Source organism: Pseudomonas sp. P106(2024) (genome assembly GCF_057480815.1).
On the sequence record NZ_JBLIYU010000016.1, the window covers coordinates 67,597 to 94,322 of the forward strand.

Sequence of the window (26,726 nt, forward strand, 5' to 3'; positions counted from 1 at the left end):
GCTCCGGCTTCGCTAATCGCCAACGTAGAATTCAATCCTCCGTTTGATCGGTGAACCCTTTCATGGCAAGCGCGCCATTTTTCCCCTTGCAAGCCCTGGCGGCCCAACTGCTGTCCTATCTGCCCGCCGACGGTAACGACGGCTCCCACGACCTCGCCCATCTGCAACGGGTCTGGCGCAATGTCCAGCGTATCCAGGCCAAGGAAGGCGGCGACCTCGACGTACTGGTCGCCGCCACCGTGCTGCACGATTGCGTGGCGGTGGAAAAGAACTCGCCCCTGCGTGCGCAGGCCTCGACGCTTTCGGCCGAACGCGCCGCCGCGATCCTCGCCGACATGGGCTGGCCGCTACCGCGCATCGAACAGGTGGCCCATGCAGTGATGACCCACAGCTACTCGGCAGGTTTGCCGCCACAGAGCCTGGAAGCGAAGATCCTCCAGGACAGCGATCGCCTCGACGCCATCGGTGCCGTCGGCATCGCCCGCTGCTTCTATGTGGCCGGGCGCACGGGGTCGGCGCTCTACGACGTCGAGAACCCCACCGCCGCAGACCGGGACTATCGCGACAACCGCTTCGCCATCGAGCACTTCCCGACCAAGCTGCTCAAGCTCGCCTCAGGCTTTCAGACCGGCGAAGGTGCGCGACTGGCCGCGCTCAGGCATCAGCGGCTGGCGTCGTTCCTCGCCGAATTCATGGAGGAAATCGGGGTAGACTGACAGCCTTTGCGCCTCCCACCCTTGCCATGGACAGCAAACCCGATGCGACTGCTCTATCCCTGCGAACCCTTCAACCTGAAACAGCCCGATGAACAGTACGCCGAGGAGTACAACGCGGCGCTGGCGGCCGGACTGGACACCCTGTTGTTCTCGTTCGAAGCCCTTCAAGCCGGTCTGCTCGAAACCTCCCGCGCCCTCAATCCCGGCGATTGCATGTTGTACCGGGGCTGGATGCTGACGCCCGAGGCCTACGCCGTGCTGGTCGACCTGCTGCATGGTAGTACCGCCGCCGCGCTGACCAGTCCCGAGCAGTACCGGCAGTGTCATCACCTGCCGCAGTGGTACCCGTTGCTGGCCGCGCATACAAGCGAAACGGTGATACTGCCCGACGACGCCGATTTCGAGCAGGCGCTCGCCGGCCTGCAATGGCCGGGCTATTTCATCAAGGACTATGTGAAATCGCTGAACACCGGCACCGGCAGCCTGGTGGACAGCCCTCGGGAAATCGCGCCGCTGGTGGCCCAAATGCGCCAATACCGCGGCCAGGTCGAGGGCGGTATCTGCGTCAGGCGGCGGGAAAGCTACCTCAAGGAAACCGAGCGTCGTTACTTCGTACTCGATGGATGCGCCCACGGTGCGGATGGCAAGGTGCCCGAGCTGGTGCGAGAGTGCGCAAAGCGGATCGACAGCCCGTTCTTCTCGGTCGACACGGTGATGCGCGCCGATGGCGTGCTGCGGCTGGTGGAGCTGGGCGACGGCCAGGTATCCGACCTCAAGGAATGGCCCACAAAGCGCTTCGTGGGCCTGTTGAAGAGCCGCTGAGAAAACATCCTTCAAGAGCACGCCGGCGCTGCCTGTGATCACAGGCAACCCCGATCTCAAGAAACGCCTGTTTCTTTAGAAACCCGCTTTACCTGTCTATAGCTTCATAGTTCATCATCGCCCCACTGCATGAGGGGAAGACCGGTGTATCGCATCTCCGAATTGGCGGCGAAGGTGGGCCTGAGCCGCTCCACGCTGCTCTATTACGAAAAACTCGGACTGGTGTCCTCGCGGCGCCAGGCCAACGGTTATCGTACCTACGGCGAGCAGGACCTGCAGCAGCTGCGGCTGTTGCAGCAACTGCAGGCCGGCGGGCTGAGCCTGAAGGAGTGCCAGGCCTGCCTGGAGGCACGCCTGGACCGCGCGGCCCTGCTCGAACGCCTGCACACCCTGGACGAAGAGATCGCCGCCCGGCAACGCTCACGTGACCTGCTGGCGGCGATGCTCGGGTTGTCGTCCATGCGCCCCTGGCACGAGGCCCTCGAGCAGCAGGCGCCCGGCGCCCACCTGGCGTGGCTGCGCCGGCAAGGATTCAATGAGAAGCAGGCCCTGCGCCTGAAATGGCTGTCCCGCGACATGAACGAACACGACCGCTACATGGCCGACTTCGAACGCCTCTTCGAGGGCCTTGAGCACCTTGGCCCAGGGTCGCCAGAGGACTCACTCAAAGCACTGCACGCCCTGCCCCACGCCCCCGCGACACTGCTGGACATCGGCTGCGGCCGTGGCGCCTCCAGCGTGCTGCTGGCCGAACACAGCCAGGCGCACATCACTGCGCTAGACAACGACGAGCACAGCCTTGGCTGCCTGCGGGCGACCCTGTTCGACAAGGGCCTGCAGGCACGGGTCACGCCGATTTGCGCGAGCATGACCCAGCTGCCGTTCGCGCCTCGGCACTTCGACGCGATCTGGGCCGAGGGCTGCGCCTACATCATGGGCTTCGACAACGCCCTGGCGTACTGGCGTACCTTCCTCAAGCCCCAGGGTTACCTGGTCATCAGCGACCTGGTGCGGGTGGCCGACAGGCTCGCCCCTGCGGCCGAGGCGTTCTGGCAGGCCGCCTACCCCGACCTGCACAGCGTCGACACGCGCCTGGCCGCCATCGCCCGCCTGGGCTATCGCACCCTGTCGCACTTCCCCTTGAGCGCGCAGGCCTGGGCCAACTATCTGGAGCCGCTGCGCGAACGCGTGGCCAGCCTGGCGGACGAGGACTTCGCCTCCCAGGCCCTGGCCGACATCCGCCGCGAACTCAAGACCCACGAAAACCACCTGGGCGAGTACGGGTATCATCTGTTCGTCATGCAGACGCGCTGAACCCGCCCCAGGACATGGAGCCACCATGAACATCGAAAAACTGCAGAACCGCCTCGCCTTCCTGCGCCAGGCCGAACAACTCAAGAGCGTGATCCGCAGCGCCCACACCTCCAGCGGCCGCGCCGAGAGCACCGCCGAGCACACCTGGCGGCTGTGCCTGATGGCCATCACCTTCGCCGACGAACTGGGCGACCTCGATCTGCTCAAGGTGTTGAAGATGTGCCTGGTCCACGACCTGGGCGAGGCCATCAGCGGCGACGTCCCGGCCGTCAGCAAACAGGGCTTCCCCGACAAGAGCCGGCAGGAACGCGAAGACCTGCTGCAGCTGATGGCGAGTCTGGACGCCGCCCTGCGCGAGGAGATCATGGCGTTGTGGGAGGAGTACGAGGCCGCCACCTCGGCCGAGGCACAGGCGGTCAAGGCCCTCGACAAGCTGGAGACCCTGCTGCAGCACAACCAGGGGCGCAATCCTCCGGGCTTCGACTATGCCTTCAACCTCGACTACGGCAAGCGCTACACTGCCGCCACGCCGCTGTTCGAGGCCCTGCGCGGCCTGATCGACGCCGACACGCGCCGGCATCTCGACAATGGCATCAGCCTGCGCGACGAGCGCCCGGAGGACGCCAACACCATCGGCCAGCTGACCGAAGCCGCCTTTGCCAACGCCGAACACAGCAGCCACACCGAGCAGTTCATCGTCAGCGCCCTGCGTCAGGCCGGAGCGCTCACGGTATCGCTGGTGGCCGTGGAGGCCGGCGTCATCGTCGGCCATGTGGCGATCTCCCCGGTGACGCTGTCGTCGGGTGCCGAGGGTTGGTACGGGCTGGGGCCGGTCTCGGTGCTGCCGCGGCGTCAGGGCCAGGGCATCGGCTCGGCGCTGATCAACGCCGCGCTGGCCCGCCTGCACGGGCTGGGTGGCCAGGGCTGCGTGGTGTTGGGCGACCCGGGGTACTATGGCCGCTTCGGTTTCAAGGCCCAACCGGGCCTGAGCTTGCCGGGCGTGCCCGCCGAGTACTTCCAGGTCCTGTCCTTCAGCGGTGATGTGGCGCAGGGCAGCGTGCAGTACTGCGCGGCGTTCGAGGCAACCTCCAACGCGTAGAACGCGGTCACTGCAGGAGCGGGCTTGCCCCGCTCCCGGAGGTTGCGCATCACCCCGCGAGCCGACACGCACAAATGTGCTCCGCAGCCAGCGACCATCGTCTACCTGAACGTTTTCGAACGCGCCTTTCCTTCGCACCAGGTTTCCCGATGCAAGCACTCCTGCAAGAGATCCTCGACCACGTCCGCCCCCTGCTCGTCCAGGGCCAGGTGGCGCAATACATCCCCGCCCTCGCCCAGGTCGACCCGAACCAGCTGGGCATCGCCGTGCAGAGCCTGGACGGCCAGTTGCACTGCGCGGGCGATGCGCACACGCCGTTCTCGATCCAGAGCATCTCCAAGGTGTTCAGCCTGGTGCAGGCGATCAACCACAGCGGCGAGGACATCTGGTCGCGGCTGGGCTACGAGCCGTCGGGCCAGGCGTTCAATTCGCTGGTGCAGCTGGAGGTGGAGAAAGGCCGGCCCCGCAACCCGTTCATCAATGCCGGGGCGCTGGTGATCTGCGACATCAACCAGTCGCGCTATGCCACCCCCACCCTGTCGATGCGCGACTTCGTCCGCCGCCTGGCGGCCAACCCGCGCATCGTCAGCGACACCGTGGTGGCCGAGTCGGAATACCAGCACCGCGCGCGCAACGCGGCCATGGCCTACCTGATGCAGGCCTTCGGCAACTTCCACAACGATGTCGATGCGGTGCTGCGCAGCTACTTCCATCACTGCGCGCTGTCGATGAGCTGCGCCGACGTGGCCCGCGGCTTTGCCTTCCTGGCCAACAGCGGCTACTGCCCGCACAGCGGCGAGCAGGTGCTCAGCCCGCGCCAGGCGCAACAGGTCAACGCGATCATGGCCACCAGCGGGCTGTATGACGAGGCCGGCAACTTCGCCTACCGGGTCGGCCTGCCAGGCAAGAGCGGCGTGGGCGGCGGCATCGTCGCGGTGGTGCCGGGGCGCTACAGCATCTGCGTGTGGTCGCCGGCGCTGAACGCCTCGGGCAACTCGCTGGCAGGGCTGCGGGCGCTGGAGCTGCTGAGCGAGCGAATGACCGGGTCGGTGTTCTCGGCGGTCTGAGCGAGGTTGTTGCAGGCAGGCACTGGACTGCATACATAACCTGCGTGGGGGCGGGTTTGCCCCGCGATGGAGTCAGATGCGCCCATGGTACGGCCTGGTCCTGTGCTATCGCGAGGCTAGCTCGCTCCTACAGCTCTCGCGCCAGGCCCAAGGGCTCACCCCCACCCATCGTTTTTTCGTACGAAGCTTAGAGTTTCAACCAACAAAAAGGGGCGCAAAGCGCCCCGGACCTCATTGGTGTGAATGGAAGACGTTCAGCCTTCGATACGCCCTTCGACCGTCACCGGCCCGACCTTCAGCTTGCCGTCATCCAGCGACACGCTGGGCAGACCGGCTTCAGGCAGCTTGGGCAGGTCGAGGGTGGCCTTGACCTGGTAGCCGAGCGGTTTCACATCGGCACCGAGCGTGGTACCGCCCTGCTCCACACCCTTGACCTGCAGACCCAGCCCACGCTGTGCCGAGATGCCCGAAGCCTGCGTAACCCCGGCCTTGCGCACGAACTCGCCCTGGGCATTGAACGACGGCGTGTAGTCGAAGCCTGGTTTCTCCTGGCCCTCCTTCGCCTCGCCCGGCTTGCCGGCCAGGCCCGCGCCCAGGTCGACCCGTACCGAGGTGGTGGTGTCCTGGCGTTCCGCGACCGTCAACCCGCCCGCCAGCTTGCCGCCGACCTGCTGGCCGTCGACCCGTGCGCCGCTGAGTTGCGCCGCACCGGCACTGTTCAGGGTCACATCGCCAGCGGTGATATGGCTGTTCTGCTGGGTGGTGGCCTGCAGATGGTCCACCTGCACCTTGCCGCCCAGGTCGAAGTCATGGGACGAGCTGACCTCTTGCCCCGCGTCCGCCGGCGTAGTGCGGCTCAGGTTGCTCCCGGCCTTCACCTCGACGCCCCAGTTGGTGCGGGCCTGAGTGGACTGCGCCGACTCCAGCGCCAGGCCACCCTCGCCTGCGCTGGCGTTGACGCCCGTGGCACCGACCTGCGTACCCTGCAGATGCACCGACTGGCCGGACAGGTCCACGTTGCCATGGCTGTTCAACTGGCCGCCGGCCAGGGTCTGCGAACGTTCGTTGGTCTGGCCCACATTGAAGTTGCCGCCCAGCTTGCCGCTCAGATCACGCCCTTGCTCACCGGTGGCAGCCTTGCCGCCGAGGTTGAGGCCGCCGCCCAGATGGCTGCCGCTGACAGTCCGGGTATCGCTGGCTGCCTGCAGGTCGAGGGCGCCACCGGCCTTGAGTTCGACCGGGCCGTTCGCGTCGATGCGCGTGCCCTGCAGGGTCTGGTCGCCACCACTGCCCAGTCGCACCGGGCCGTTGCCGCTGATGCTCGCCACCTGGGCCTTGCTGTCGACACTGTGCTCGCCGGCATGGTCGAGCTGGAACCCGGCGCCCAGGTCGACCTTGTCGCCCACCGGCAAGGTGCCCACGGTCAACGAACCGCTGCCACCGAGGCTACCGGTGTCGCGACGCGCCTGGTTGCTGGCCTGGTCCAGGGCCAGCTTGCCGCCGGTGTTGACCGCCACCGCGCCCTGGCCACCGTCGAGGCGGCTGCCTTCGAAGCGGGCATCGCCACCGACCTGGATGTTCAGGCCCTGGCTGCCACTGAAAGTACCGACCACGGCAGTGGATGTATCTTCGCTCAAGTGCTTGCTGCCACCGGAACCATTGGCGGTCACGTTGAGGTCTTCGCCGGTCTTGGTGTAGATCCGGGCGGACACATCGGCGTTCACCTGCTGCTCGCTGCGGCTGTGGGTGTTGCTGGCCGCGTCGGCCTGAAGCGAACCGGCCTTGATGTCCAGCGCGCCGCCGTTGGCGTTGTAGCGGGTGCCCTGGTCCTTCAGCGCACCGGCCACGTCCAGTTGCACACCCTGGCCATTGAACTGGCTGACCACCGCGGTGCCAGTCTGCTCGCCCTGTTGCTGGCTGGCATGGCCCACGGCCAGGTCGACGCCCAGGTTCGGCGTGCCAAGCTTGCCCAGAGCGGCGGTCAGCGAAGTCTTGCCGTCCAGCACGTCCTTGACGTCATTAAGCGGTAGCTTGCCGTCGAGCGCATCCTTGACCGACACCTTGCCGTCCACCACATCCTTGACCGCCCCGGCGATTGGCCGGGCAATGTCCTTGTACTCGACGTTGACACCGACATCCGCCGTCCAGCTGCTCTGCTGATGGCTAGTGTTGATGGTGTCGCGGGCCGCGCGGTTGTCCACCTGACCTGCGCTGATGCTCAGGGTACCGGCGCTGTTCACCTGCGCGCCTTCGCTGGCCAGTGTGTCGGCCTTGATTTTCAAGCTGCCGGCGCTGTCGAGGCCGGTGGTCTTCGCCGTGGTGCTGCTCGAGGCGTCCTGCTGGGTGCCATGGGCGAAGTCGACCCCGGCGCCGGCACGGTCGAGGCCAGCGGTAAGGTAGACGCCACCGCCGGTGTGGCTGCTGTCGCGGGTCTCGCTGCGGCTGTCCTGCTCGGCCAGCAGCGACACCTGCTTGCCGACCAAGGTGGTATCGCCCGCGGTTGACTTCACCGCGGCGCCCTTGACGCTCAGGTCACCGCCGGCGGTCAACTGAACTTCGCTGCCGCTGAGGCTGGAACCCTGCTGGCTGACCTGGCTGCCACTGGTGCTCTGACGATCGCTCGCATAGCCGACGCCAGCACGATACTGCCCGGAGCCCGGCGCGGTCTCCTTGGCCGACGCAACGAAGCCACGGCTGCTGCTGGCGCTCTTGTGCTCTCGGGTGTCCTGGGCCGAGGCGACCTTCAGATCCCCCGCCGCATCAGCGTTCAGCGCACCGCTGGCCTTGACCGTCGAGCCGACCACGTCGATGCCCTCGGCGCTGTTCAGGCCGACGCTGCCACCGGCCACCAGCTCGCTGCGCACCGCGGTGCTTTCCCGGCTGTTCTGCTTGGCTTCGTTGTGGCTGACGCCGAAGAACTTGCTCTGCTGGTTCTGGCTGTCACGCTGGTCGGTGCGCAAGGCGTTGCTGATCTGCACCTGCTTGCCGGCGATGCGGATGTCCTGGCCACTGGTCAGCTGGGCACCTTCGGCCAGCACCGAGGCCTTGGCGTGCAGTGCGATGTCGCCCCCCTTGAGCTGGCTGGTGACGCTGCGCTGGGTTTCGTTACGGTTGTCCCAGTCGGCCTTCCAGAAACCCTTGGTGTGTTTGCCCTGGTCGGTCTGCACCTGGCGCTCGGTGGCGGCGGTCAGACGCAGGTCGGCGCCGCTGTCCAGGCTCAGCTTGCCGGGCGCCTCGAGGCTGGCGGCGCTGAGGGTGAGATCCTGGCCGGCGTTCAGCCCGGCATCACGCTGGGCCACGACCCGGGTGGCGTGCTCGCGGGTGTCGCTGTCGGTCTGGGTGCGCTGGTAGGTCTCCCAGTCGATGCCCAGCGCGCCGCTGCGCCAGTTCTCGCGTTTTTCCTGAAGCTTGCGGCTTTGCACGGTGCTCAGGGTGAGGTTGCGTCCGGCGTCGAGCTTCACATCGCGCCCGGCCACGTCGGCGGCGGCCAGGGTCAGGTCCTGGGCGCCACGCAGTTCGACATCACCCTGGCTGCTGCGCACGCCGGCACGGGTCGCTTCCAGCGAGTCGGCCACTGCAGCGCCGCTGACGTTCAGGTCTCCCGCCGAGTCGATGCGCACGCCGTCGCGGCCGTCGACCTGCCCCGGCCCAACCCGCACCCCGGCACCTTGCGCGGTGCTGACGATATTGATGCGTCCGGCCTGCATCGCGCCGAACAGGCTGGCGTCAATACGCTGCTCGCCACTGGCCGCGCCGCGGTCGACGACCTGGACTTGGCCACTGGCGTAGTCCACCTGGTTGCGGCCCACGGTGAGGTTGAGCTGGTCACGGGCATCCAGACGGCCCTGGCTGTCAATGCGCGGGGCGATCAGGTTGACCGAGCCGCCATCGTTGCGCAGGCCGGCGCCCTGCACCTGCAACTGGCCGCTGGCGTCCTGGGTGCCCAGGGCCTTGAGCCGGCCCGCGTCCAGTTCAGGGCGGCCCACCACCAGGCTGGCATTGGGTGCGTTGATGAAGCTGGCGCCGTTGACCGAAATCCCGTTGGGGTTGGCCAGCACGTAGTCGGCGGCGCGGCCGAAGATTTCCTGGGCGCCATTGATGGCGGAGGCGTTGCGGCTGACCACTTCGTTGAGGATCACGCTCGCCGCCTGGCCCTGGAACTGCGGGTTGGCCCCCAGCTCACCGGCCAGCTGCGAGTGGCCGGCCTGCAGGGCGTTGTTCAGCACCAGGCCCTGGCGGTCGACGTTGTAGTCAAGGAACTGGTTGTGCGACAGGCCCGCGCCGTTGGGCGCGACGATATTGACGATGGGCACGCCGCCCTGGGTCTGCAACTGTGCCGTGCCCCCGGGGCCGGGGGCGACCACGACGCCGCCGGCCAGCGCCTGGGGCAGGCTCGTGGCCAGGAACAGGCTGGCTATCGCCCAGCGCAGCTTGCCTTGCGGGGACAGGTTGAAGGTAAAAGGGGTCTTGGGCATAGGTCACTCTCCATGTCGGTACTGCTAATTCGGTGCGCTCAAATCTGCACGGCGGCCCTGAACAGCCAGACTTCGGGCTCGCGGTGGTAACCGCTGGGGGTGGTCAGGCTGCGCTGGTAGTCGACATCCAGCTGCAGGGCCTTCCAGCTCAGGTTCAGGCCCAGGCTCGCGCCGCTCAGGCGCTGGCTGGCGGCGCCGTGGTCGGCCTTGATCCAGCCGTGGTCCAGCCCCAGCCGCGGGGTGATGGTCAGCGGCCCCTGGGGCTGCAACGGCAGGCGCAGGGTGTTGCGCCACACCGCTCCGCTGGCCCCGGACAGGCTGCTGAGGCGGTAGCCGCGCACGGCGGAATCGTCGGTACCGAGCAACTGCTCGATGGCCGGCAGCGGGTCGGGGCTGTACTGCAGGTTGAGCTGGCTCTGCCACTGCCAGGCCTGGCCCAGCAGGTGGCCATTGCGCCACTGGCCGAGGCCGGCGCGGTACTTGCGAAACTGCGCCATGGGCAGGTCGGGCACTGGCCGATCGGCATCGTCGTCGGCGCCAAACCAGTGCAGTCCCTGGGCGTAGTTGAGGTCCAGGTTCCACACCGCGCTGTCGAGCCAGAACAGGTTGAGCCCGGCTTCGGCCACCGTCAGCGTCGGGCTCTGCACATCCAGGCGGACCTTGGCGAATTCGCTGTCGACGTCCTTGTGCGCCAGTTGCAGGCTGGCGCTCAGTTGATGGCGCTGGTCGCGCCACAGCACGCGCTCGCCGCGCAGGCTGAGCTGATCGGTGATGCCGGTGCTGTGCAGGGTCAAGGTGCTGAGCTTGATCGGCGAGCGGTACTCGGCATGGCTGGCGAACAGGCTGAAGGTCCAGTACCCATAGGGAATGGCGTAATACAGGCTGGCATTGCGGCTGTAGCGATCGCCCTGGTTGAGGGTATCGCTGGCCGACAGGCTGAGCAGGTCGTTGAGCGCCAGCGGGTTGTCCAGGCTCAGGCTGAGCACGCTGCGGTCGCGCCCCGTGCTGGCGCTGCCGAGATTGTCCAGGCCCAGGCCCACGGAAACCCGCGGTTGGCCGGCGCTGCGTGGGCGCAGGATGATCCGTGAGGCACCCGGCTGGCTGCCGGGGGCGATGTCGGCACTGAGGTCTACCGAACGCAGGCGATTGAGCTGGTCCAGGCCCTGCTCCAGGTCGCGCAGGTTCAGCGGCTCGCCGAGCATGCCGGGGAAGGCCCCGGCCAGGGACACCGGCAGGCGCTGGTCGGCCAGCTCGATGGCCTCCAGGTAGCCTTCGTCCACCAGGATGTCCAGCGACTGCCCGGCCGTCGGGGCGCTGCTCAGGTAGGGGCGGCTGGCGATATAGCCCTTTTCCAGGTACAGCGCGGTGATGCCCGCCAGCAGCTGGTTGATCTGCCCCACGCCCATGCACGCGGCCACCAGCGGGTCGATGCGGGCATCGAGGGTGGCACGGTCGATCAGCGTGACACCGCCGATGCGCACCCCGGCCAGCGGCCAGCAGCGCGCATCCGCAGCCGAGGCCTTGGGTGTCTGCGCAGTGTTGTCGGGTGCGGTGAATGCACCGCGTTGCAGTTGCCGGCGGCGTTGTTCCAACTGCAGTTGCTGCAGGTCGTGTTGCTGCTGTTGTTGTTGGCGCAGCACTTCCTGACCGGGCGTAAATGTCTCGGCATGCAGGTTGCCAACACACAGGCAAGCCAATGCGACAGACAGCGTTAATTGACGACGATCAACAGCAGACAGGTACGACATACAACACCCATTCGCAGGCAAAGGCACAGCGAGAATCGCAGTACTTGGAACTTCCCAGCACGGTCACCGAGGGTTATCGGCACACGCGCAATAACTTTAGAAAGTTGAGCGTTGTTTGTTGAAACGCTCGCGGAAAAGTTAACGACTGCTAATTACCACATGGCGCCAGTCATGACCGCATGGTCACTGGCTAGCCCGTGGCAGAGCGGGTAAAGGGGTTGACGAGATCTAATTGTCCAACAATCGAACTTGATGACTGTCTGGCCCCACGGTACTTGTAGACACGAACGGGAGACACCGGACTTTAGTCGTACGGGCGGGAGTGGAACAAGATTCTGCTTTGTCGGTAGATTGACCGAGAGACAAGTGGGTTGAAAATTGCGCAAAAGTTGCGCCATATAATTAAGAGCGATTCGCTCTGGAATGTATGTTTTCCAGGTGTTCGACGAGCGTATTGCAGCGCCTGCAAGATGGAGCGCCGCCCGCGCGGCGCATCGCGGGACAAGCCCGCTCCCACATCTGTTTCGGGCCAATCAGTCCTGTGCCAGTACCTGATCCGCCTTGTTGGTACGACGCTGTTTCAGCATGGGCATCACTGACGTTCCACCTGTTTCAAGGCATGCGCCAAGGCGAACAGCGATAACCTAACAGGATTGGCTGGCCCGAAACAGATGTGGAAGCCCCCTTGCGCTGGTCGGGTCGATCAACCATCCATACTCTTGGTCAGCGCTTCGCTGCCCTTGGGCGGGTAGACCACCTCCCGGGTGTCGAGGTCGCGAATCTCGGAGGTGATGGTGATGGTCATCGTCTCTCGCCCGGGCGGGCCGTTGATGGCATCGACGGTGTCGAAGTCGACGATGTAGCGCTTGCCCGCACGGAACTCGACATCGCGCGCGGTGAAACCGCATTTGCCGCCACCGGTCCCCAGCGCGTTCATCGAGGCCCAGCACCAGCTCAGGGAGTGCTTGCCCGGCGTCAGCCGCAGCGCCTGCTTGCCCGCGATATCGAGGATCGAGCGGCGCCCGGCGCCTTCGAGCAACTGGTCGTCGACATGGGTGGCCAGCAGCAGGCGATGGAACGGCACGCCCAGGGCGCGGTAACGGACGGTAGCGAAGTACACGACCGGTGCGTCGGCCTGGTTGCCGGACAGATCATAGGGCGTCATCGTCTCAGGCGCCCAGTCCCCCTGGTACTCCTTGTAGTGGTAGTTGGCGCAAGCACCGAGCAGGCTGGCAAGTGACAGGGCTACAAGCGATTTGAGGCGGGACGACAGGTGCATGGTTCTTCCTTGATGAATGCGGGCGCAAGGATAACGGCTGCGCACCCTTAAAATCAAAACGCCATCATCCTCGTCGCTCACGCACTGCGGTGTATGCTTCGCGCAAAGGTCCACCCCTCCTGCCCCTGAAAGGACATCGTCATGCTCCGCCTGGACTGGCTGAAACACCACATGGCCCACAGCGACACCCTCGCCCAGTGGCTGCACCAACAGTTCCACTATGAGTACGCGGACGTGCCGCTGGCCGACTGGCAACGCGAATTCGCCGAAGGCCAGCACAACGGTCAATGGCAATGCCTGGTCGCCCTGGACGGCGACCGCCTGCTGGGCAGTGCCGCCCTAGCCAGCGACGACCTGCCCGGACGCAGCGACCTCGGTCCCTGGCTGGCCTGCGTGTTCGTCGCCCCAGAGGCGCGTGGGCAAGGCCTGGCGGAGCGGCTGATCGAAGGTGTCTGCGAGCATGCCCGCAGCAACGGAGTTGCCACGCTCTACCTGCATACCCACGACCAGGACGCCTACTACGCCAAGCGTGGCTGGACGCATATGGAGCAGTTCGAGGCCTGGGGGCATAGCCATTGGTTGATGTCTCGCACGCTCTGACCAGCGCCGCTCCTACAGAAATCACGCATGGTTTACCCACGCAAATGACCCCGCAGGGAATTATTTAGCGCGCCGTTGTATCTGACCCTAGGTACAAGGCTGGCCAAACCATGGCCACGCCCCAAGCCTTCAAGGACAACGGCCCATGAAATCACGCAGGAAACCCGTCAAGCCCATCGGCTTGAAGGACATCACCATCGTCGACGACGCCAAGATGCGCAAGGCCATCACCGCCGCCGCCCTGGGCAATGCCATGGAGTGGTTCGACTTCGGTGTCTACGGCTTCGTCGCCTATGCCCTGGGCAAGGTGTTCTTCCCCAACGCCAGCCCCGGCGTGCAGATGATCGCCGCCCTGGCCACCTTCTCCGTGCCGTTCCTGATCCGCCCGCTGGGCGGGCTGTTCTTCGGCGCCCTGGGCGACCGCTACGGACGGCAGAAGGTGCTGGCCGCGACCATCGTGATCATGTCGCTGAGCACCTTCGCCATCGGCCTGATCCCCTCCTACGCCAGCATCGGCATCTGGGCGCCGATCCTGCTGTTGCTGGCGAAGATGGCCCAGGGCTTCTCGGTGGGCGGCGAATACACCGGAGCGTCGATCTTCGTCGCCGAGTACGCCCCGGACCGCAAGCGCGGCTTCCTTGGCAGCTGGTTGGACTTCGGCTCGATCGCCGGCTTCGTCCTTGGCGCCGGGGTGGTTGTGCTGATCTCGACGGTGCTTGGCGAGGAACAGTTCCTCGAATGGGGCTGGCGCCTGCCGTTCTTCCTGGCCCTGCCGCTGGGCCTGATCGGCCTGTACCTGCGCCACGCCCTGGAAGAAACCCCGGCGTTCCAGCAACACGTCGACAAGCTCGAGCAAGGTGACCGCGAAGGCCTGGCCAGTGGCCCGAAAGTGTCGTTCAAGGAAGTCGCCACCCAGCACTGGCGCAGCCTCTTGACCTGCATCGGCGTGGTGATCGCCACCAACGTCACCTACTACATGCTGCTCACCTACATGCCCAGCTACCTCTCGCACAACCTGCACTACAGCGAGGACCACGGCGTGCTGATCATCATCGCGATCATGGTCGGCATGCTCTTCGTGCAGCCGATCATCGGCCTGCTCAGCGACAAGTGGGGGCGCAAGCCGTTCATCATCATCGGCAGCGTCGGCCTGTTCCTGCTGGCGATCCCGGCGTTCATGCTGATCACCAGCGGCAAGCTGGCGGTGATCTTCGCAGGCCTGTTGATCCTCGCCGTGCTGCTGAACTTCTTCATCGGCGTGATGGCCTCGACCCTGCCGGCGATGTTCCCCACCCATATCCGCTACAGCGCCCTGGCCAGCGCCTTCAATATCTCGGTGCTGATCGCCGGCCTCACCCCGACCCTGGCCGCCTGGCTGGTGGAAACCAGCGACAACCTGTACATGCCGGCCTACTACCTGATGGTCATCGCCGTGATCGGCCTGCTCACCGGCCTGACCATGAAGGAGACCGCCAACCGCCCGCTGCGCGGCGCCGCCCCGGCCGCCTCGGATATCGAGGAAGCCCGCGAACTGCTGCAGGAGCACCACGACAACATCGAGCAGAAGATCGAGGACATCGACGCGCAGATCGCCGAGCTCGAGGCCAGGCGCAAGACCCTCGCAGAGCAGCATCCGCGCATCGATTGAGGGCTACTTGCGCATTCCGCCGGATTGCTTGCCTGATCCTCTGAATCTGCGGGGTGTATCGGTTGCGCAATGGGCCGCTGTGCTAGCGTTTCTGGATTGGGGAACAGCGTATTCCCCGCTTCCACAACCGATGATCAGCAGGTGAGCCCATGGAATTACGAATCAACCAGCAGACTTACCAGGTCGAGGCTGACGCCGACACGCCCTTGCTCTGGGTGATCCGCGACGACCTGGGCCTGACCGGCACCAAGTATGGCTGCGGCCTGGCCCAGTGCGGCGCCTGCTCGGTGCTGGTGGACGGCAACGTGGTGCGCGCCTGCGTCACCCCGGTGGCCGGCGTGGTCGGCCGCGAGATCACCACCATCGAGGCCATCGAGCACGATGCCGTGGGCAAACGCGTGGTCGCCGCCTGGGTCGAGCACCAGGTCGCCCAGTGCGGCTACTGCCAGTCCGGCCAGGTGATGGCGGCCACCGCGCTGCTCAAGCACACGCCCAAACCCAGCACTGCGCAGATCGACGCGGCGATGGTCAACCTGTGCCGCTGCGGCACCTACAACGCCATCCATGCCGCCGTGCAGGATCTCGCCGAAGGGGGTAAAGCCTGATGAGCACACGCATCGATACCCCCGAAGACTTACTCAAACTGCCCGCAGGTGAAACCGTCAACCTGTCGCGCCGGCGCTTTCTGGTCGGCACCACCGTGGGCGCGCTGGTGCTCGGCTTCGGCCTGCCAGTAGGCGCACCACGCGTACAGGCCGCCAGCGCCCCAGAGCGCGGTACCCAGGTGCCGGCCTTCCTGGAGCTGCGCCCGGACGGCAGCGTGCGCCTGCTCAGCCCATTCATGGAGGGCGGGCAAGGCGTCAATACCGCCATGGCGCAGATCGTCGGCGAGGAACTGGACCTCGATCCTGCCCGCTTCCTGGTCGAAAGCGCGCCCGCCGGCGAAGCCTACGTGGTGATGGAAAACGGCCTGCGCATCACCGGCGGCAGCATGTCGGTGCGCATGAGCTACCCGACCATGCGCCGCCTCGGCGCCCTGGCCCGGGCCATGCTGCTGCAGGCCGGCGCCCAGCGGCTGGGCGTGCCGGTGAGCGAGCTGACCACCGAGCCGGGCAAGGTAGTGCATGCCGCTTCGGGCCGTTCGCTCGGCTACGGTGAACTGGCCGAAACGGCCATGGACCTGCCGGTGCCGGACCCCGCCAGCGTCACCTTGCGCGACCCCAGCCAGTTCCGCTGGATCGGCAAGCCGGTACAGCGCCTCGACGCCTACGACAAGTCCACCGGCAAGGCCCTCTACAGCATCGACATCAAGGTCGACGGCATGCTCCACGCCGCCGTGCAGCATGCGCCGCGCCTGGGCATGAGCGTCGGCGGCCTGCGCAACGAGGAACAGGTCAAGGCCATGAAGGGCGTGCATTCGGTGCATCAGCTACCCGGCGCGGTGGCCGTGGTCGCCGAACGCTGGTGGCACGCCAAGCGCGCCGTCGAAGCACTGCAGGTGGACTGGAAGGAGGCGGCTGCCGACAGCCAGGTGCGTGCGATGCCCGCCGATTTTTCCAGCGACGGCTGGCGCGACCACCTGGCCGCCCAGACCGGGCCAAGCCGTGACGAGGAAAACCAGGGCGACGTGGCAGGCGCCCTGGCAGGCGCCAAGACCACGGTCGAGGCCACCTACCACAACCAGTACCTCAACCATGCGCAGCTGGAGCCGCCCTCCGCCACCGCCCGTTTCAATCCCGACGGCAGCCTGGAGGTGTGGCTGCCGAACCAGGCCCAGGACATGTTCCGCGACGACATCGCCAAGCGCACCGGCCTGGACCCGGCGCGGATCACCCTGCACTCGCCGCTGCTCGGCGGCTTCTTCGGCCGCCACTTCCTGTACGACTCGGCCAACCCCTACCCACAGGCCATCGCCCTGGCCAAGGCCGTGGGTCGGCCGGTGAAGCTGATCTGGAGCCGCGAGGAGGAGTTCCTGCGCGATGCCATGCGGCCGATGGCCGTGGTCAAGTTCCGCGCCGGCCTGGACGAAAAAGGCCTGCCGGTGGCCATCGAGGCGATCAGCGCCACCGAAGGCCCGACCGAGTCGCTCGCCGGCAAGCAGGGCGACAAGGTCGACCCCACCGCCCTGGAAGGGCTGTCGGGCAAGGCCTACGCCATCGCCAACAAGCGCACCGCGCAGATCTATGTCAAAGGCCCGGCCATGCTCGGCTACTGGCGTTCGGTGGGCAACTCGCTCAACGACTTCTTCTACGAGTCGTTCCTCGATGAGCTGGCCGACAAGGGCGGCCACGATCCCTTCGAGCTGCGGCTGCAACTGCTGCAGGGCAACCCGCGCCTGACCACCCTGCTGCAGGCGGTGGGCGAGTTGTCCGGTGGCTGGAAACGCGGCCCGTTCACCGCCAAGGACGGCAGCAAGCGCGCCCGCGGCGTGGCCATGGCCTCGCCGTTCGGCTCGGAGGCGGCGGTGATCGCCGAAGTGTCGCTGGAGGGCGGCCAGGTCAGGGTGCACGACATCTGGCAGGCCATCGACCCGGGCAGCATCGTCAACCCGGCGATCATCGAGGCCCAGGTCAACAGCGCGGTGTCCCTGGGCCTGTCCCAGGTGCTGCTGGAGGAGTCGGTGTGGCTCAACGGCATGCCACGGGCACGCAACTACGACCTGTACCCGGTGCTGCCGCCGTCGCGCATGGCCCGGGTGCATGTGCGCATCGTCGAGAGCGGGGCGAAGATGGGCGGCATCGGTGAGCCACCGCTGCCGGCGGTGGCGCCCGCGGTGGCCAACGCCGTGGCGCAGCTCACCGGCCAGCGCGTGCGCAGCATGCCCCTGAACCGCCATACCTTCAGCTGACACGACAAGGACAGCCCATGAACAACCGCCGATTCGCAAGAACCGCAGGCTGGCTGGCCTTGCCGTGCCTGGTCGCGGCAGGCCTGCTGGCCTGGTACGTCACCCGCGAGCCCGCCTCGCCCTTCAGCGTCACGGACAGCGCCGACGCCACCCTGGTCAGCCGCGGCGAATACGTCGCCCGGCTCAGCGACTGCGTGGCCTGCCACAGCCTGCCGGGCAAGGCGCCGTTTGCCGGCGGCCTGGAAATGGCCACGCCGCTGGGCGCCATCCATGCCACCAACATCACCCCGGACCGCGAGCATGGCATCGGCGCCTACAGCCTGGCCGACTTCGACCGCGCCGTGCGCCAGGGCGTCGCGCCGGGTGGGCGACGGCTCTACCCGGCCATGCCCTACCCGTCCTACGTCAAGCTCAGCGACGACGATGTGCGGGCGCTCTACGCGTTCTTCATGAAGGGCGTGCAGCCGGCCGCCGAGGCCAATGTCCCCAGCGACATTCCCTGGCCGCTGAACCTGCGCTGGCCCATCGCCCTGTGGAACGGCCTGTTCGCGCCGACCAGCGCCTATGCGCAGAAGGCCGACCAAGACCCGCTGTGGAATCGCGGCGCCTATATCGTCCAGGGCCCCGGCCACTGCGGCAGTTGCCACACGCCTCGGGGCCTGGCCTTCAACGAGAAGGCCCTGGACGAAAGCGGCGCGCCGTTCCTCGCCGGCGCCCTGCTCGATGGCTGGTACGCGCCGAGCCTGCGCCAGGACCACAACACCGGGCTCGGGCGCTGGAGCGAGCCGGAGATGGTGCAGTTCCTCAAGACCGGGCGGAACAAGCACGCGGTGGTGTACGGCTCGATGACCGAGGCGTTCAACAACTCCACGCAGTTCATGAGCGACGACGACCTGAACGCGATCGCCCGCTACCTCAAGTCACTGCCCGGCGACCCGGGGCGTGACGGCGCACCCTGGCAGTACCAGGCGGTTGCCGCCGGGCCCGACACGCCAGGGGCGCATACCTACGCGACCCGCTGCGCCAGCTGCCATGGCCTGGACGGCAAGGGCCAGGCCGAGTGGATGCCGCCACTGGCGGGCGCCACCTCGATGCTGGCCACGGAGAATGCCTCGGCGATCAACATCACCCTCAACGGCTCGCAGCGCATCGTCGCCGCCGGGGTGCCGGACGCCTACCGCATGCCGGCGTTCCGCGAGCAGTTGTCGGACCAGGAGATCGCCCAGGTGCTGAGTTTCGCCCGCGGCGCGTGGGGCAATCACGGCGGCGAGGTGCAGGCCAAGGCGGTGGGCACGTTGCGCGGGCATACCGACCCGGCCAGCAGCAGCCCGATCATCCTGCATATGCGCTGATACCGCTCCCACGGGTAAAGCGCGAGCTACGGACTCACGAGGACACCATGGAAAGCATCGACCTGCTGGTCCTGCGCACCACCCATGACTGGCTCCAGGCCGGCCATCGCGTGCTGCTCGCCACCGTCGCCCGCACCTGGGGTTCGTCGCCGCGCCCGGTCGGCTCGATGATGGCCCTGCGCAACGACGGCCGGGTGGTCGGCAGCGTGTCCGGCGGTTGCATCGAGGACGACCTGATCCACCGCTACACCACCGCCTACGGCGGCCCCGGCCTGCTCGAGGGGGCGCCCGAGGTGATCCGCTACGGCATCAGCGCCGACGACGCCCACCGCTTTGGCCTGCCATGCGGCGGTACGTTGGAACTGATTCTCGAGTTCATGCCCGCCATCGCCTCGTTGCGACACCTGCTGGAGCAGCTCGACAACGGCCAGCTGATGCGTCGCCAGCTGACCCTGGCCGACGGCGCGGTCGAGCTCGAACCCACCGCCACCCCGGAACAGTTCTGCTTCGATGGCCGGCAGATGACCAACACCCTCGGCCCCGGCTACCGCATGCTGCTGATCGGCGCCGGCGCGCTGGCCGAGTACCTGGCGACCATGGCCCTGTTCAACGGCTTCCGGGTGGCGGTGTGCGACCCCCGGCCCGAGCACATGGCCACCTGGTCGGTCGCCGGCGTCGAATACCTGAAGGGCATGCCGGACGATGTGGTACGCGACTTCAAGGCCGATCTGCGCACCTGCATCATCGCCGTCAGCCACGACCCCAAGCTCGACGACCTGGCGCTGCTTGAGGCCCTGCACGGCCCGACGTTCTACATCGGCGCCATCGGCTCGCGGCGCAACAGCCAGCTGCGCCGCGAGCGGCTGATCGAGCACTTCGGCGAAACCGAACAGTCCCTCGAGCGCCTGCATGGGCCCATTGGCATCTACATCGGCAGCAAGACCCCGGCGGAAATCGCGGTGAGCGTGATGGCCGAAGTGCTGGCGGCCAAGAACGCCGTGAACTTGCCGGGGGCGGTGAGTGTGTCCGGGGCCAAGCGCCAGCGTGACCATCAACCTTTCTAGTGCCTGAACCTGCCGCACACCTGCCAACCAGTGTCTATGCTTCCTCTCGCATGCACCCTCGACCACAAGGAAGACAGGCCAATGAACCCGACCCGCGCCATCGCTCTCACCTCGCTCATCTTTGCCGCCAACCTCACCGCCCACGCCGCCGAACTGCCCATCGCCAGTGAGGCGCTGGAAAGCCATGTCACCACCGAAGTGACCAAGATCGACCTGACCAATCGCCAGGTCACGGTGAAGGGTCCCCACGACAAGGACGTGACCTTCCAGCTCACCGAACAGGCCAAGGCCCTGCCCAACCTCAAGGTCGGCGATCAGGTCGACATCTACGTGACCCGCGCCGTGGCCTACGTGCTCAACACCAAGGAAGGCGGCGCACCGAAAGCGTCCGAGGAATCCGGCACTATCCGCGCCACCAAGGACAACCCCAACCCCGGCGGCGAGGCGTTCCGCCAGGTAAAGGTCACCTCGCAGATCAAGAAGATCGACCTCAACACCCATGAGGTCACCCTGCTGCCGCCTGAAGGCAAGGTACAAGTCGTCAAGGTCGAGGACCCGGACCTGCAGGCACGCATGAAGAACCTCAAGGTCGACCAGACCGTCGACGCCATCTATACCGAGATCCTGCGCGTGGAAACCTCGCGCCCAGCCCAGTAAAACCTTTGGCCGGCCCGCGCATCGAATATCATGTGAGCCCTTTCCCCCTTCAGGAGGTTTTCCATGGCGATGCGCCTGGCCGTGCCATTTTACTGCTGCCTCACCCTCGCGTTCACGGGCTGCACCAGCGCCCGCGACGAGCCGCCGCCTACCACGCAACAGATAGAACTGCAGCGCTACCAGGGCACCTGGTACGAACTGGCGCGCCTGCCGATGTTCTTCCAGCGCAACTGCGTGCAATCCGAGGCCCATTACGGCCTGCGCGAGGACGGTCGTATCGATGTGACCAATCGCTGCCTGGAGAAGGACGGCCAGTGGAATGAGGCCCACGGCCTCGCCGAGCCACAGGTGGCCGGACGCACCGACAAGCTCTGGGTGCGCTTCGACAACTGGTTCAGCCGCCTGGCCCCCGGCCTGACCAAGGGCGAGTACTGGGTGCTCTACCACGACCCGGACTATCGCGTGGCGCTGGTCGGCCATCCGAACCGCGAGTACCTGTGGCTGCTGTCGCGCTCACCGACCGTCAGTGCCCAGACCCGAGAACAGCTGCTGGAGCTGGCACGCCAGCAGGGCTATCCCACCGACCAACTGATCTGGCGCCAGCCAGCCCCCCAGTGACGGCCGCCATCCGCCCCTGTAAGGTGAGCCACCCGGCTCACCCAAAGGATTGCGTGCAATGATCACCTGCCACCTCAAGTACATCATCGACCCCTACCAGATCCCAGCCTTCGAGGCCTATGGCAAGCTGTGGATCGGCCTGGTCAACCGCATGGGCGGCACCCACCACGGCTACTTCCTGCCCAGCGAAGGCGCCAACAATGTCGCCTACGCCCTGTTCAGCTTCCCCAGCCTGGCGGCCTACGAGCAGTACCGCATTGCCTCGGAAACCGACCCGGAATGCATCGCCGCCTTCGCCCTGGCCAGCGAGCAACGCTTCATCCTCAGTTACGAACGCAACTTCCTGCGCCCTGTGCTCGACTGAGCCAGGGTCATTTGCGCCACATCACAGCTCTTTTATCAGTTGGTCGGGGCGTGTGCCGCCGTGAACCATGCCCTGTGCCGGGCTTGCTTCATGGCGGCAGCCGACCAGGTTCACAAAACAACAGAATCTCCCAGCGAAACCGGTATTTTTTCTGTAACGAAAATGTAAAATTCGTTTTCGCATACCTATAACAAGTTGGGAGCTTCACATGTTTGCCTTCTTCCGCCCTGCCGCGCACCAGGCGCCGCTGCCCGACGAGCGCGTCGACAGCACCTATCGCCGCCTGCGCTGGCAAATCTTCGCCGGGATCTTCTTCGGCTACGCCGGCTACTACCTGCTGCGCAAGAACTTCTCACTGGCCATGCCCTACCTGATCGAGGAAGAGGGCTACACGCGCGGCCAGCTGGGCGTGGCGATTTCCGCCATCGCCATCGCCTACGGCCTGTCCAAGTTCCTCATGGGCCTGGTCTCGGACCGCTCCAACCCGCGCTACTTCCTGCCCTTCGGCCTGCTGATCTCGGCCGGGGTGATGTTCATTTTCGGTTTCGCGCATTGGGCCACATCCAGCGTGACGATCATGTTCGTGCTGCTGTTCATCAATGGCTGGGCCCAGGGCATGGGCTGGCCGCCGAGCGGGCGAACCATGGTGCACTGGTGGTCGCAGAAGGAGCGCGGTGGCGTGGTGTCGGTGTGGAACGTCGCTCACAACGTCGGCGGCGGCCTGATCGGCCCGCTGTTCCTGCTGGGCCTGGGCTGGACCAACGACTGGCATGCCGCCTTCTACGTGCCCGCCGCCGTGGCCGTGCTGGTGGCTGTGTTCGCCTTCGCCACCATGCGCGATACCCCGCAGTCGGTCGGCCTGCCGCCGGTCGAGCAGTACAAGAACGACTACCCCGAAGGCTACGACGAGAGCCACGAGCAGGAATTCAGCGCCAAGCAGATCTTCGTCGAGTACGTGCTGCGCAACAAGCTGCTGTGGTACATCGCCATGGCCAACGTGTTCGTCTACCTGCTGCGCTACGGCGTGCTCGACTGGGCGCCGACCTACCTGAAGGAAGCCAAGCACTTCAGCGTCGACACCACCTCGTGGGCCTACTTCTTCTATGAGTGGGCCGGTATTCCCGGCACCCTGCTGTGCGGCTGGATGTCCGACAAGATCTTCCGCGGCAACCGTGGCCTGACGGGGATCGTATTCATGGCCCTGGTGACCGTCGCCACCCTGGTCTACTGGCTCAACCCGCCAGGCAACCCGACCGTCGACATGATCGCGCTGTTCGCCATCGGCTTCCTGATCTACGGGCCGGTGATGCTGATCGGCCTGCAGGCGCTGGAGCTGGCGCCGAAGAAAGCCGCCGGTACCGCAGCCGGCTTCACCGGGCTGTTCGGCTACCTGGGCGGTTCGGTCGCGGCCAGCGCGGCGATGGGTTACACCGTCGACCACTTCGGCTGGGACGGCGGCTTCGTGCTGCTGGTGAGCGCGTGCGTGCTGGCGATCGCGTTCATGGTGCCGACCCTTTGGCACAGCAAGGCGGCAAGTGCAGGTCGCGAGGCGATCGCCTGATAGCCCCCTGAATCGGCGACACGTACCGTAACGACACTGCCTGGACGACCAGGCGGTGTCGCGGTCGCCTCCTGAAGGAGCGTCCTTACTCCGCCCGGAAACTCCAGACAATCTCGACCACTCGCGACGCCAGGATGAGATAGAGCAGGCACAGGATGACCTGCAGTACCGTGTGGTATGGCAACTTCGCCAGACGATGCAGCGTGTCGCTGATGTTCAACAGCAACAGCAACGCCGACACCAGGATCAACCCCCAGCCGGTGAAACTGGACACCCACAACCCCAACAGCATCTGCTGGTTGCCATGGATCGCCTCGGTGCCCGCGGCGAACAGCAGCGCGCACACCAGCAAGTTCTTGAAGTTGTCGAAGACCTTGTTACTGAGGTCCGCATCCAACAGTGCGAGGTACCTTCGCCACAGTCTGCGCATAGCTTCCCCATGAATTCGGATCATCAGCAGGTGTCAGGGACACGCAAGCGCGCCTGACGCCCGGGCCAGGCCGCAACGGCGTCTTGCCCTAGCGCTTGGCGTTCTTCTTGACGATAGCCTTCATTCGCGAAGCCGCCCGCTGCACGGTCGCCATCTTCTCCGGGCGCTTCATGCCCCGCCATTTGCGAATCTCATCCCGGGTTCGGCCACAGCTCACGCACAGTTCGCCATTGAGTTGGCACAGCGAGACGCAGGGGTTGTCGATGTCCTTGGCCATGGGGCGCTCCAATATCGGGGGCGCATGATAACGGTTCGACAATCGCCCTTGAACCGGCCAGTCCCTAGGGCGCGGCTCCCTGCGCGCCGATTAATCGCTACTTCCCATCCAAAGCCTCTAAAATGCCGCTTCCAGCCTGAACGGAATCAAGCGATGCCCGCCTCCCTGATGCGCCCCTCTCACGCCCCTCTGCTCGCGCCAGGGGAAACCGTGCTGCTGTTCGATGGTGTATGCAAGCTGTGCAACGGCTGGGCGACGTTCGTTATCCGCCACGATCGCCACCAACGTATCCGCCTGGCCACGGTGCAGTCAGCCGAAGGCCAGGCATTGCTGGCCTGGGCAGGCCTGCCCGTGATGGCGTTCGACACCATGGCGGTCATTCGTGACAACCACTACTGGGTGCGCTCCGAGGCATTCTTCGAGGTAGTACGCCAACTGCCCGGCGCCTGGCCACTGCTGCGCATGCTGCGTCTCTGCCCTCGCAGGTTGCGGGACGGGTTGTACGATCGTGTGGCGCTCAACCGCTATCGGCTGTTCGGCCGATATGAGCAATGCCTGATGCCCAGCCCAGACCATCAACGTCGTTTTCTCGGGCTGCAGCCATGAACCGTCTTCACCAGGTCCACTGGCTGGCCCGCGCCACCTGGTTGTCACAGGTGTGCCGTGGCCATCGCCCAGCCAGCGCGGCCGTGCATGAGCATCGACAGCACTTCGGCGCAGAACGTCGAAAAGGTGGTCAGCCCGCCGCAAAAGCCCGTGGTGATCAGCAGCCGCCAGGCCGGATCGAGATTGGGGAAGCGCAAAAAGAAGGCCATCGCGCCGCCGATGACGAAACCACCGACGAGGTTGACCAGCAAGGTGCCCCACGGCATCCCGGGAAACAGCGAGTTCAGGCGCAGGCCAAGGATCCAGCGCAATACGCAACCGGCACTGCCACCGACGACAACGGAAATCAACGAGAGGTTCATCGACTAGCTCCAGGAAAGGTCCGAAAGACCCCCATGGAGAGAGACAGGCACAGGCCTACGCGCCCTCCAATGGGGTTGCGCAGGCATCATCAGCGCTGAGGCGGTTCAAGGAGGAATGCCATCTCCTGAGGAGCGATGCTACGGGTCGAAACCTTCGCTTGGCAACATTTCGATGCAAAAATGCAACACAAACCTTCGACTGCACAGCTAGAATGGCCGCCTGGCGTGTGCTGCGTGCGCCCGGGAGCCTTCCCGAATACGGAGAACATTCATTTGTTTTCCGTGAGATCCGTCCATGTTGCACGCATGCCTCCATTCCCCATGGCCCTTCCTGCCCCGTGTCCTCACGGCGTGGGTCGCTGCGCCGCATTTTCCATCCTTCTTCTCGCCCTTCGCCGCAGTGGCCCGTCTTGCCCGGAGCCAGCGTCCCGCCGTGCCCGTTGCCCGTCGCGACACTGCCACCGCGAGGGTGATGCCATGAACGAGGAGCGTTATATGACCGCACCCCTTCCACCCCTCAAGCCGCGCTCGATGCTGCGGCACCTGCTGGCCACAGAGGCGGCCGGTGGCGTCTTGCTGATGTTCACCGCCGCGCTGGCCATCGTCATCGCCAACAGCCCCTGGGCCAGCGCCTACCAGCACCTGCTGCACCTGCCCGTCGGCCCGGTGCTGACCGACAAGCTCGGCCCAATGACCGTGCACATGTGGATCAACGATGGCCTGATGGCGATCTTCTTCCTGCTGGTGGGCCTGGAGATCAAGCGCGAGCTGGTCGACGGTCGCCTGGCCAGTTGGGAGCAGCGCCGCCTGCCGGCACTGCCGGCACTGATGGGCATGGCCGTGCCGGCGCTCATCTACCTGGCGGTGTCCCGTGGCGAGCCGGGCCTGGCCGACGGCTGGGCGATCCCGGCCGCCACCGACATCGCCTTCGCTGTCGGCGCCCTGGCCCTGCTCGGCCGGCATGCGCCGCTGTCGCTCAAGGTGATGCTGGTGTCGGTGGCGATCATCGACGACATGGGTGCGGTGGCGATCATCGCCGTGTTCTACACCTCGTCGCTGAACCTGCTGGCCCTGGCCGGCGCCGCCGGCATCGTCGCGGTGCTGCTGGCCTGCAACCGCCTGCGCGTGGTCAGCCTGTGGCCCTACCTGATCGGCGTGGCCGCACTGTGGTACGTGACCCTGCTGTCGGGCGTTCACGCCACCATCGCCGGCGTGGTCGGCGCCCTGCTGATCCCCTACAGCACCGGCGGCAGCGAGGCCCGCGAAGCCAGCCCGCTGCTCAAGCTGGAGCATGGCCTGGCGCCCTGGGTCGGCTTCCTCATCGTGCCAGCCTTCGGCTTCGCCAACGCCGGCGTGTCGTTCGGCAATCTGGGCCTGAGCGACATCTTCGCTCCATTGCCACTGGCCATCGCCCTGGGCCTGCTGCTGGGCAAGCAGCTGGGCGTGTTCGGCGGCGTGCTGCTGGCGGTCAAGACCGGCCTGGCCAGCAAGCCCCATGGCGCCAGCTGGCTGCAGATCTACGGCGTGGCGATGCTGTGCGGCATCGGCTTCACCATGAGCCTGTTCATCGGCGAGCTGGCCTTCCCCGGCCAGGCCGATAAGATCGACGCAGCCAAGATCGGCATCCTGCTGGGCTCGCTGCTGTCGGCGGTGATCGCCTGCCTGATCCTGCGCTTCGCGCCCAAACCGGCGGATTGATGCAAACGCTCGGGGCTGCCTGGCAGCCCCGTTCAATCTACTGGTAACTGAACTTGCGTGTAGTAACTGGACTTGCGTGGGCTTGCCCCGCGATCATTTTAAAGGGCCACGCGGAACCTGC

Annotated in this window: 23 protein-coding genes, 1 pseudogene and 1 riboswitch; of the genes and pseudogenes, 18 read left to right on the top strand and 6 right to left on the bottom strand. The window is 66.0% G+C overall.

The features are described 5' to 3' along the window. The first annotated feature begins 62 nt into the window (after window positions 1-62). The 6 genes and pseudogenes from AC25M7_RS21450 (at window position 63) to glsB (ending at window position 5,018) form a co-directional block, all read left to right on the top strand. Complete coding sequence (locus AC25M7_RS21450) at window positions 63-716, top strand: HD domain-containing protein (protein WP_232853790.1); 654 nt, start codon at window positions 63-65, stop codon at window positions 714-716. 42 nt (window positions 717-758) lie between these two features. After that, window positions 759-1,538: an ATP-grasp domain-containing protein gene (locus AC25M7_RS21455; RefSeq protein ID WP_486971440.1), complete on the top strand. Its 780-nt coding sequence runs from the start codon at window positions 759-761 to the stop codon at window positions 1,536-1,538. A 144-nt stretch (window positions 1,539-1,682) separates the two neighbouring features. Beyond that, window positions 1,683-2,852 carry a MerR family transcriptional regulator gene (locus AC25M7_RS21460; protein ID WP_486971441.1) on the top strand — a complete coding sequence of 390 codons (1,170 nt, stop codon included), beginning with the start codon at window positions 1,683-1,685 and terminating at the stop codon, window positions 2,850-2,852. Between the two features lie 25 nt (window positions 2,853-2,877). Beyond that, a pseudogene (locus tag AC25M7_RS21465) lies at window positions 2,878-3,435 on the top strand (HD domain-containing protein); the annotation flags it as partial. A gap of 9 nt (window positions 3,436-3,444) precedes the next feature. Further along, on the top strand, window positions 3,445-3,951 hold the full coding sequence (locus tag AC25M7_RS21470; RefSeq protein ID WP_486971455.1) for a GNAT family N-acetyltransferase: 507 nt from the start codon (window positions 3,445-3,447) through the stop codon (window positions 3,949-3,951). 149 nt (window positions 3,952-4,100) lie between these two features. After that, complete coding sequence (gene glsB / locus AC25M7_RS21475) at window positions 4,101-5,018, top strand: glutaminase B (RefSeq protein ID WP_028691427.1); 918 nt, start codon at window positions 4,101-4,103, stop codon at window positions 5,016-5,018. 254 nt (window positions 5,019-5,272) lie between these two features. Here the strand turns inward: glsB and AC25M7_RS21480 are convergent, their stop codons facing one another. From AC25M7_RS21480 to AC25M7_RS21490, 3 genes are all read right to left on the bottom strand, one after another. Beyond that, window positions 5,273-9,493 (bottom strand): hemagglutinin repeat-containing protein, encoded by a 4,221-nt coding sequence (locus tag AC25M7_RS21480; RefSeq protein WP_486971442.1) that lies wholly within the window; start codon window positions 9,491-9,493, stop codon window positions 5,273-5,275. Between the two features lie 38 nt (window positions 9,494-9,531). Continuing rightward, window positions 9,532-11,241: a ShlB/FhaC/HecB family hemolysin secretion/activation protein gene (locus AC25M7_RS21485; protein WP_062360974.1), complete on the bottom strand. Its 1,710-nt coding sequence runs from the start codon at window positions 11,239-11,241 to the stop codon at window positions 9,532-9,534. A 703-nt stretch (window positions 11,242-11,944) separates the two neighbouring features. Beyond that, a complete protein-coding gene (locus AC25M7_RS21490; RefSeq protein WP_280092577.1) occupies window positions 11,945-12,520 on the bottom strand; it encodes a hypothetical protein in 576 nt (191 codons plus the stop codon). Window positions 12,521-12,661: 141 nt separating this feature from the next. Between AC25M7_RS21490 and AC25M7_RS21495 the strand changes: the two genes are divergently transcribed. From AC25M7_RS21495 to glpT, 10 genes are all read left to right on the top strand, one after another. After that, a complete protein-coding gene (locus tag AC25M7_RS21495; RefSeq protein ID WP_088851945.1) occupies window positions 12,662-13,120 on the top strand; it encodes a GNAT family N-acetyltransferase in 459 nt (152 codons plus the stop codon). Between the two features lie 145 nt (window positions 13,121-13,265). Continuing rightward, the gene (gene proP, locus AC25M7_RS21500; protein ID WP_050706435.1) at window positions 13,266-14,768 is read left to right on the top strand and encodes a glycine betaine/L-proline transporter ProP; all 1,503 of its coding nucleotides are present in this window, start codon (window positions 13,266-13,268) and stop codon (window positions 14,766-14,768) included. 149 nt (window positions 14,769-14,917) lie between these two features. Then, complete coding sequence (locus AC25M7_RS21505) at window positions 14,918-15,373, top strand: (2Fe-2S)-binding protein (protein ID WP_062360968.1); 456 nt, start codon at window positions 14,918-14,920, stop codon at window positions 15,371-15,373. After that, entirely contained in the window at window positions 15,373-17,616 is a 2,244-nt protein-coding gene (locus AC25M7_RS21510) for a xanthine dehydrogenase family protein molybdopterin-binding subunit (RefSeq protein ID WP_486971443.1), read from the top strand. The genes AC25M7_RS21505 and AC25M7_RS21510 overlap by 1 nt, the downstream gene beginning before the upstream one ends. Before the next feature lie 17 nt (window positions 17,617-17,633). After that, the gene (locus tag AC25M7_RS21515) at window positions 17,634-18,968 is read left to right on the top strand and encodes a c-type cytochrome (protein WP_486971444.1); all 1,335 of its coding nucleotides are present in this window, start codon (window positions 17,634-17,636) and stop codon (window positions 18,966-18,968) included. 47 nt (window positions 18,969-19,015) lie between these two features. Then, on the top strand, window positions 19,016-20,032 hold the full coding sequence (locus AC25M7_RS21520) for an XdhC family protein (protein ID WP_486971445.1): 1,017 nt from the start codon (window positions 19,016-19,018) through the stop codon (window positions 20,030-20,032). An 81-nt stretch (window positions 20,033-20,113) separates the two neighbouring features. After that, window positions 20,114-20,689 carry a hypothetical protein gene (locus AC25M7_RS21525; protein WP_069017392.1) on the top strand — a complete coding sequence of 192 codons (576 nt, stop codon included), beginning with the start codon at window positions 20,114-20,116 and terminating at the stop codon, window positions 20,687-20,689. Window positions 20,690-20,752: 63 nt separating this feature from the next. Next, a complete protein-coding gene (locus tag AC25M7_RS21530; protein WP_028691415.1) occupies window positions 20,753-21,307 on the top strand; it encodes a lipocalin family protein in 555 nt (184 codons plus the stop codon). A 58-nt stretch (window positions 21,308-21,365) separates the two neighbouring features. Further along, on the top strand, window positions 21,366-21,671 hold the full coding sequence (locus AC25M7_RS21535) for an NIPSNAP family protein (RefSeq protein WP_069017391.1): 306 nt from the start codon (window positions 21,366-21,368) through the stop codon (window positions 21,669-21,671). A 208-nt stretch (window positions 21,672-21,879) separates the two neighbouring features. Beyond that, on the top strand, window positions 21,880-23,232 hold the full coding sequence (gene glpT / locus AC25M7_RS21540) for a glycerol-3-phosphate transporter (protein ID WP_028691413.1): 1,353 nt from the start codon (window positions 21,880-21,882) through the stop codon (window positions 23,230-23,232). A gap of 85 nt (window positions 23,233-23,317) precedes the next feature. On the opposite strand, the gene AC25M7_RS21545 is transcribed toward glpT, so the two are convergent. Next, complete coding sequence (locus AC25M7_RS21545) at window positions 23,318-23,662, bottom strand: hypothetical protein (protein WP_028691412.1); 345 nt, start codon at window positions 23,660-23,662, stop codon at window positions 23,318-23,320. A gap of 88 nt (window positions 23,663-23,750) precedes the next feature. Beyond that, window positions 23,751-23,939, bottom strand: a complete 189-nt coding sequence (locus AC25M7_RS21550) for a DUF1289 domain-containing protein (RefSeq protein ID WP_028691411.1) — start codon at window positions 23,937-23,939, stop codon at window positions 23,751-23,753. A 153-nt stretch (window positions 23,940-24,092) separates the two neighbouring features. Here AC25M7_RS21550 and AC25M7_RS21555 point away from each other — a divergent pair, with 153 nt between their 5' ends. Beyond that, a complete protein-coding gene (locus tag AC25M7_RS21555) occupies window positions 24,093-24,545 on the top strand; it encodes a thiol-disulfide oxidoreductase DCC family protein (RefSeq protein WP_088851952.1) in 453 nt (150 codons plus the stop codon). Window positions 24,546-24,589: 44 nt separating this feature from the next. Here the strand turns inward: AC25M7_RS21555 and crcB are convergent, their stop codons facing one another. Then, the gene (crcB, locus tag AC25M7_RS21560) at window positions 24,590-24,907 is read right to left on the bottom strand and encodes a fluoride efflux transporter CrcB (protein WP_486971446.1); all 318 of its coding nucleotides are present in this window, start codon (window positions 24,905-24,907) and stop codon (window positions 24,590-24,592) included. Between the two features lie 73 nt (window positions 24,908-24,980). Further along, window positions 24,981-25,042, bottom strand: a riboswitch (Fluoride riboswitch). Between the two features lie 360 nt (window positions 25,043-25,402). Between crcB and nhaA the strand changes: the two genes are divergently transcribed. Continuing rightward, window positions 25,403-26,605 (top strand): Na+/H+ antiporter NhaA, encoded by a 1,203-nt coding sequence (nhaA, locus tag AC25M7_RS21565; RefSeq protein WP_028691409.1) that lies wholly within the window; start codon window positions 25,403-25,405, stop codon window positions 26,603-26,605. The last annotated feature ends 121 nt before the right edge of the window (window positions 26,606-26,726 follow it).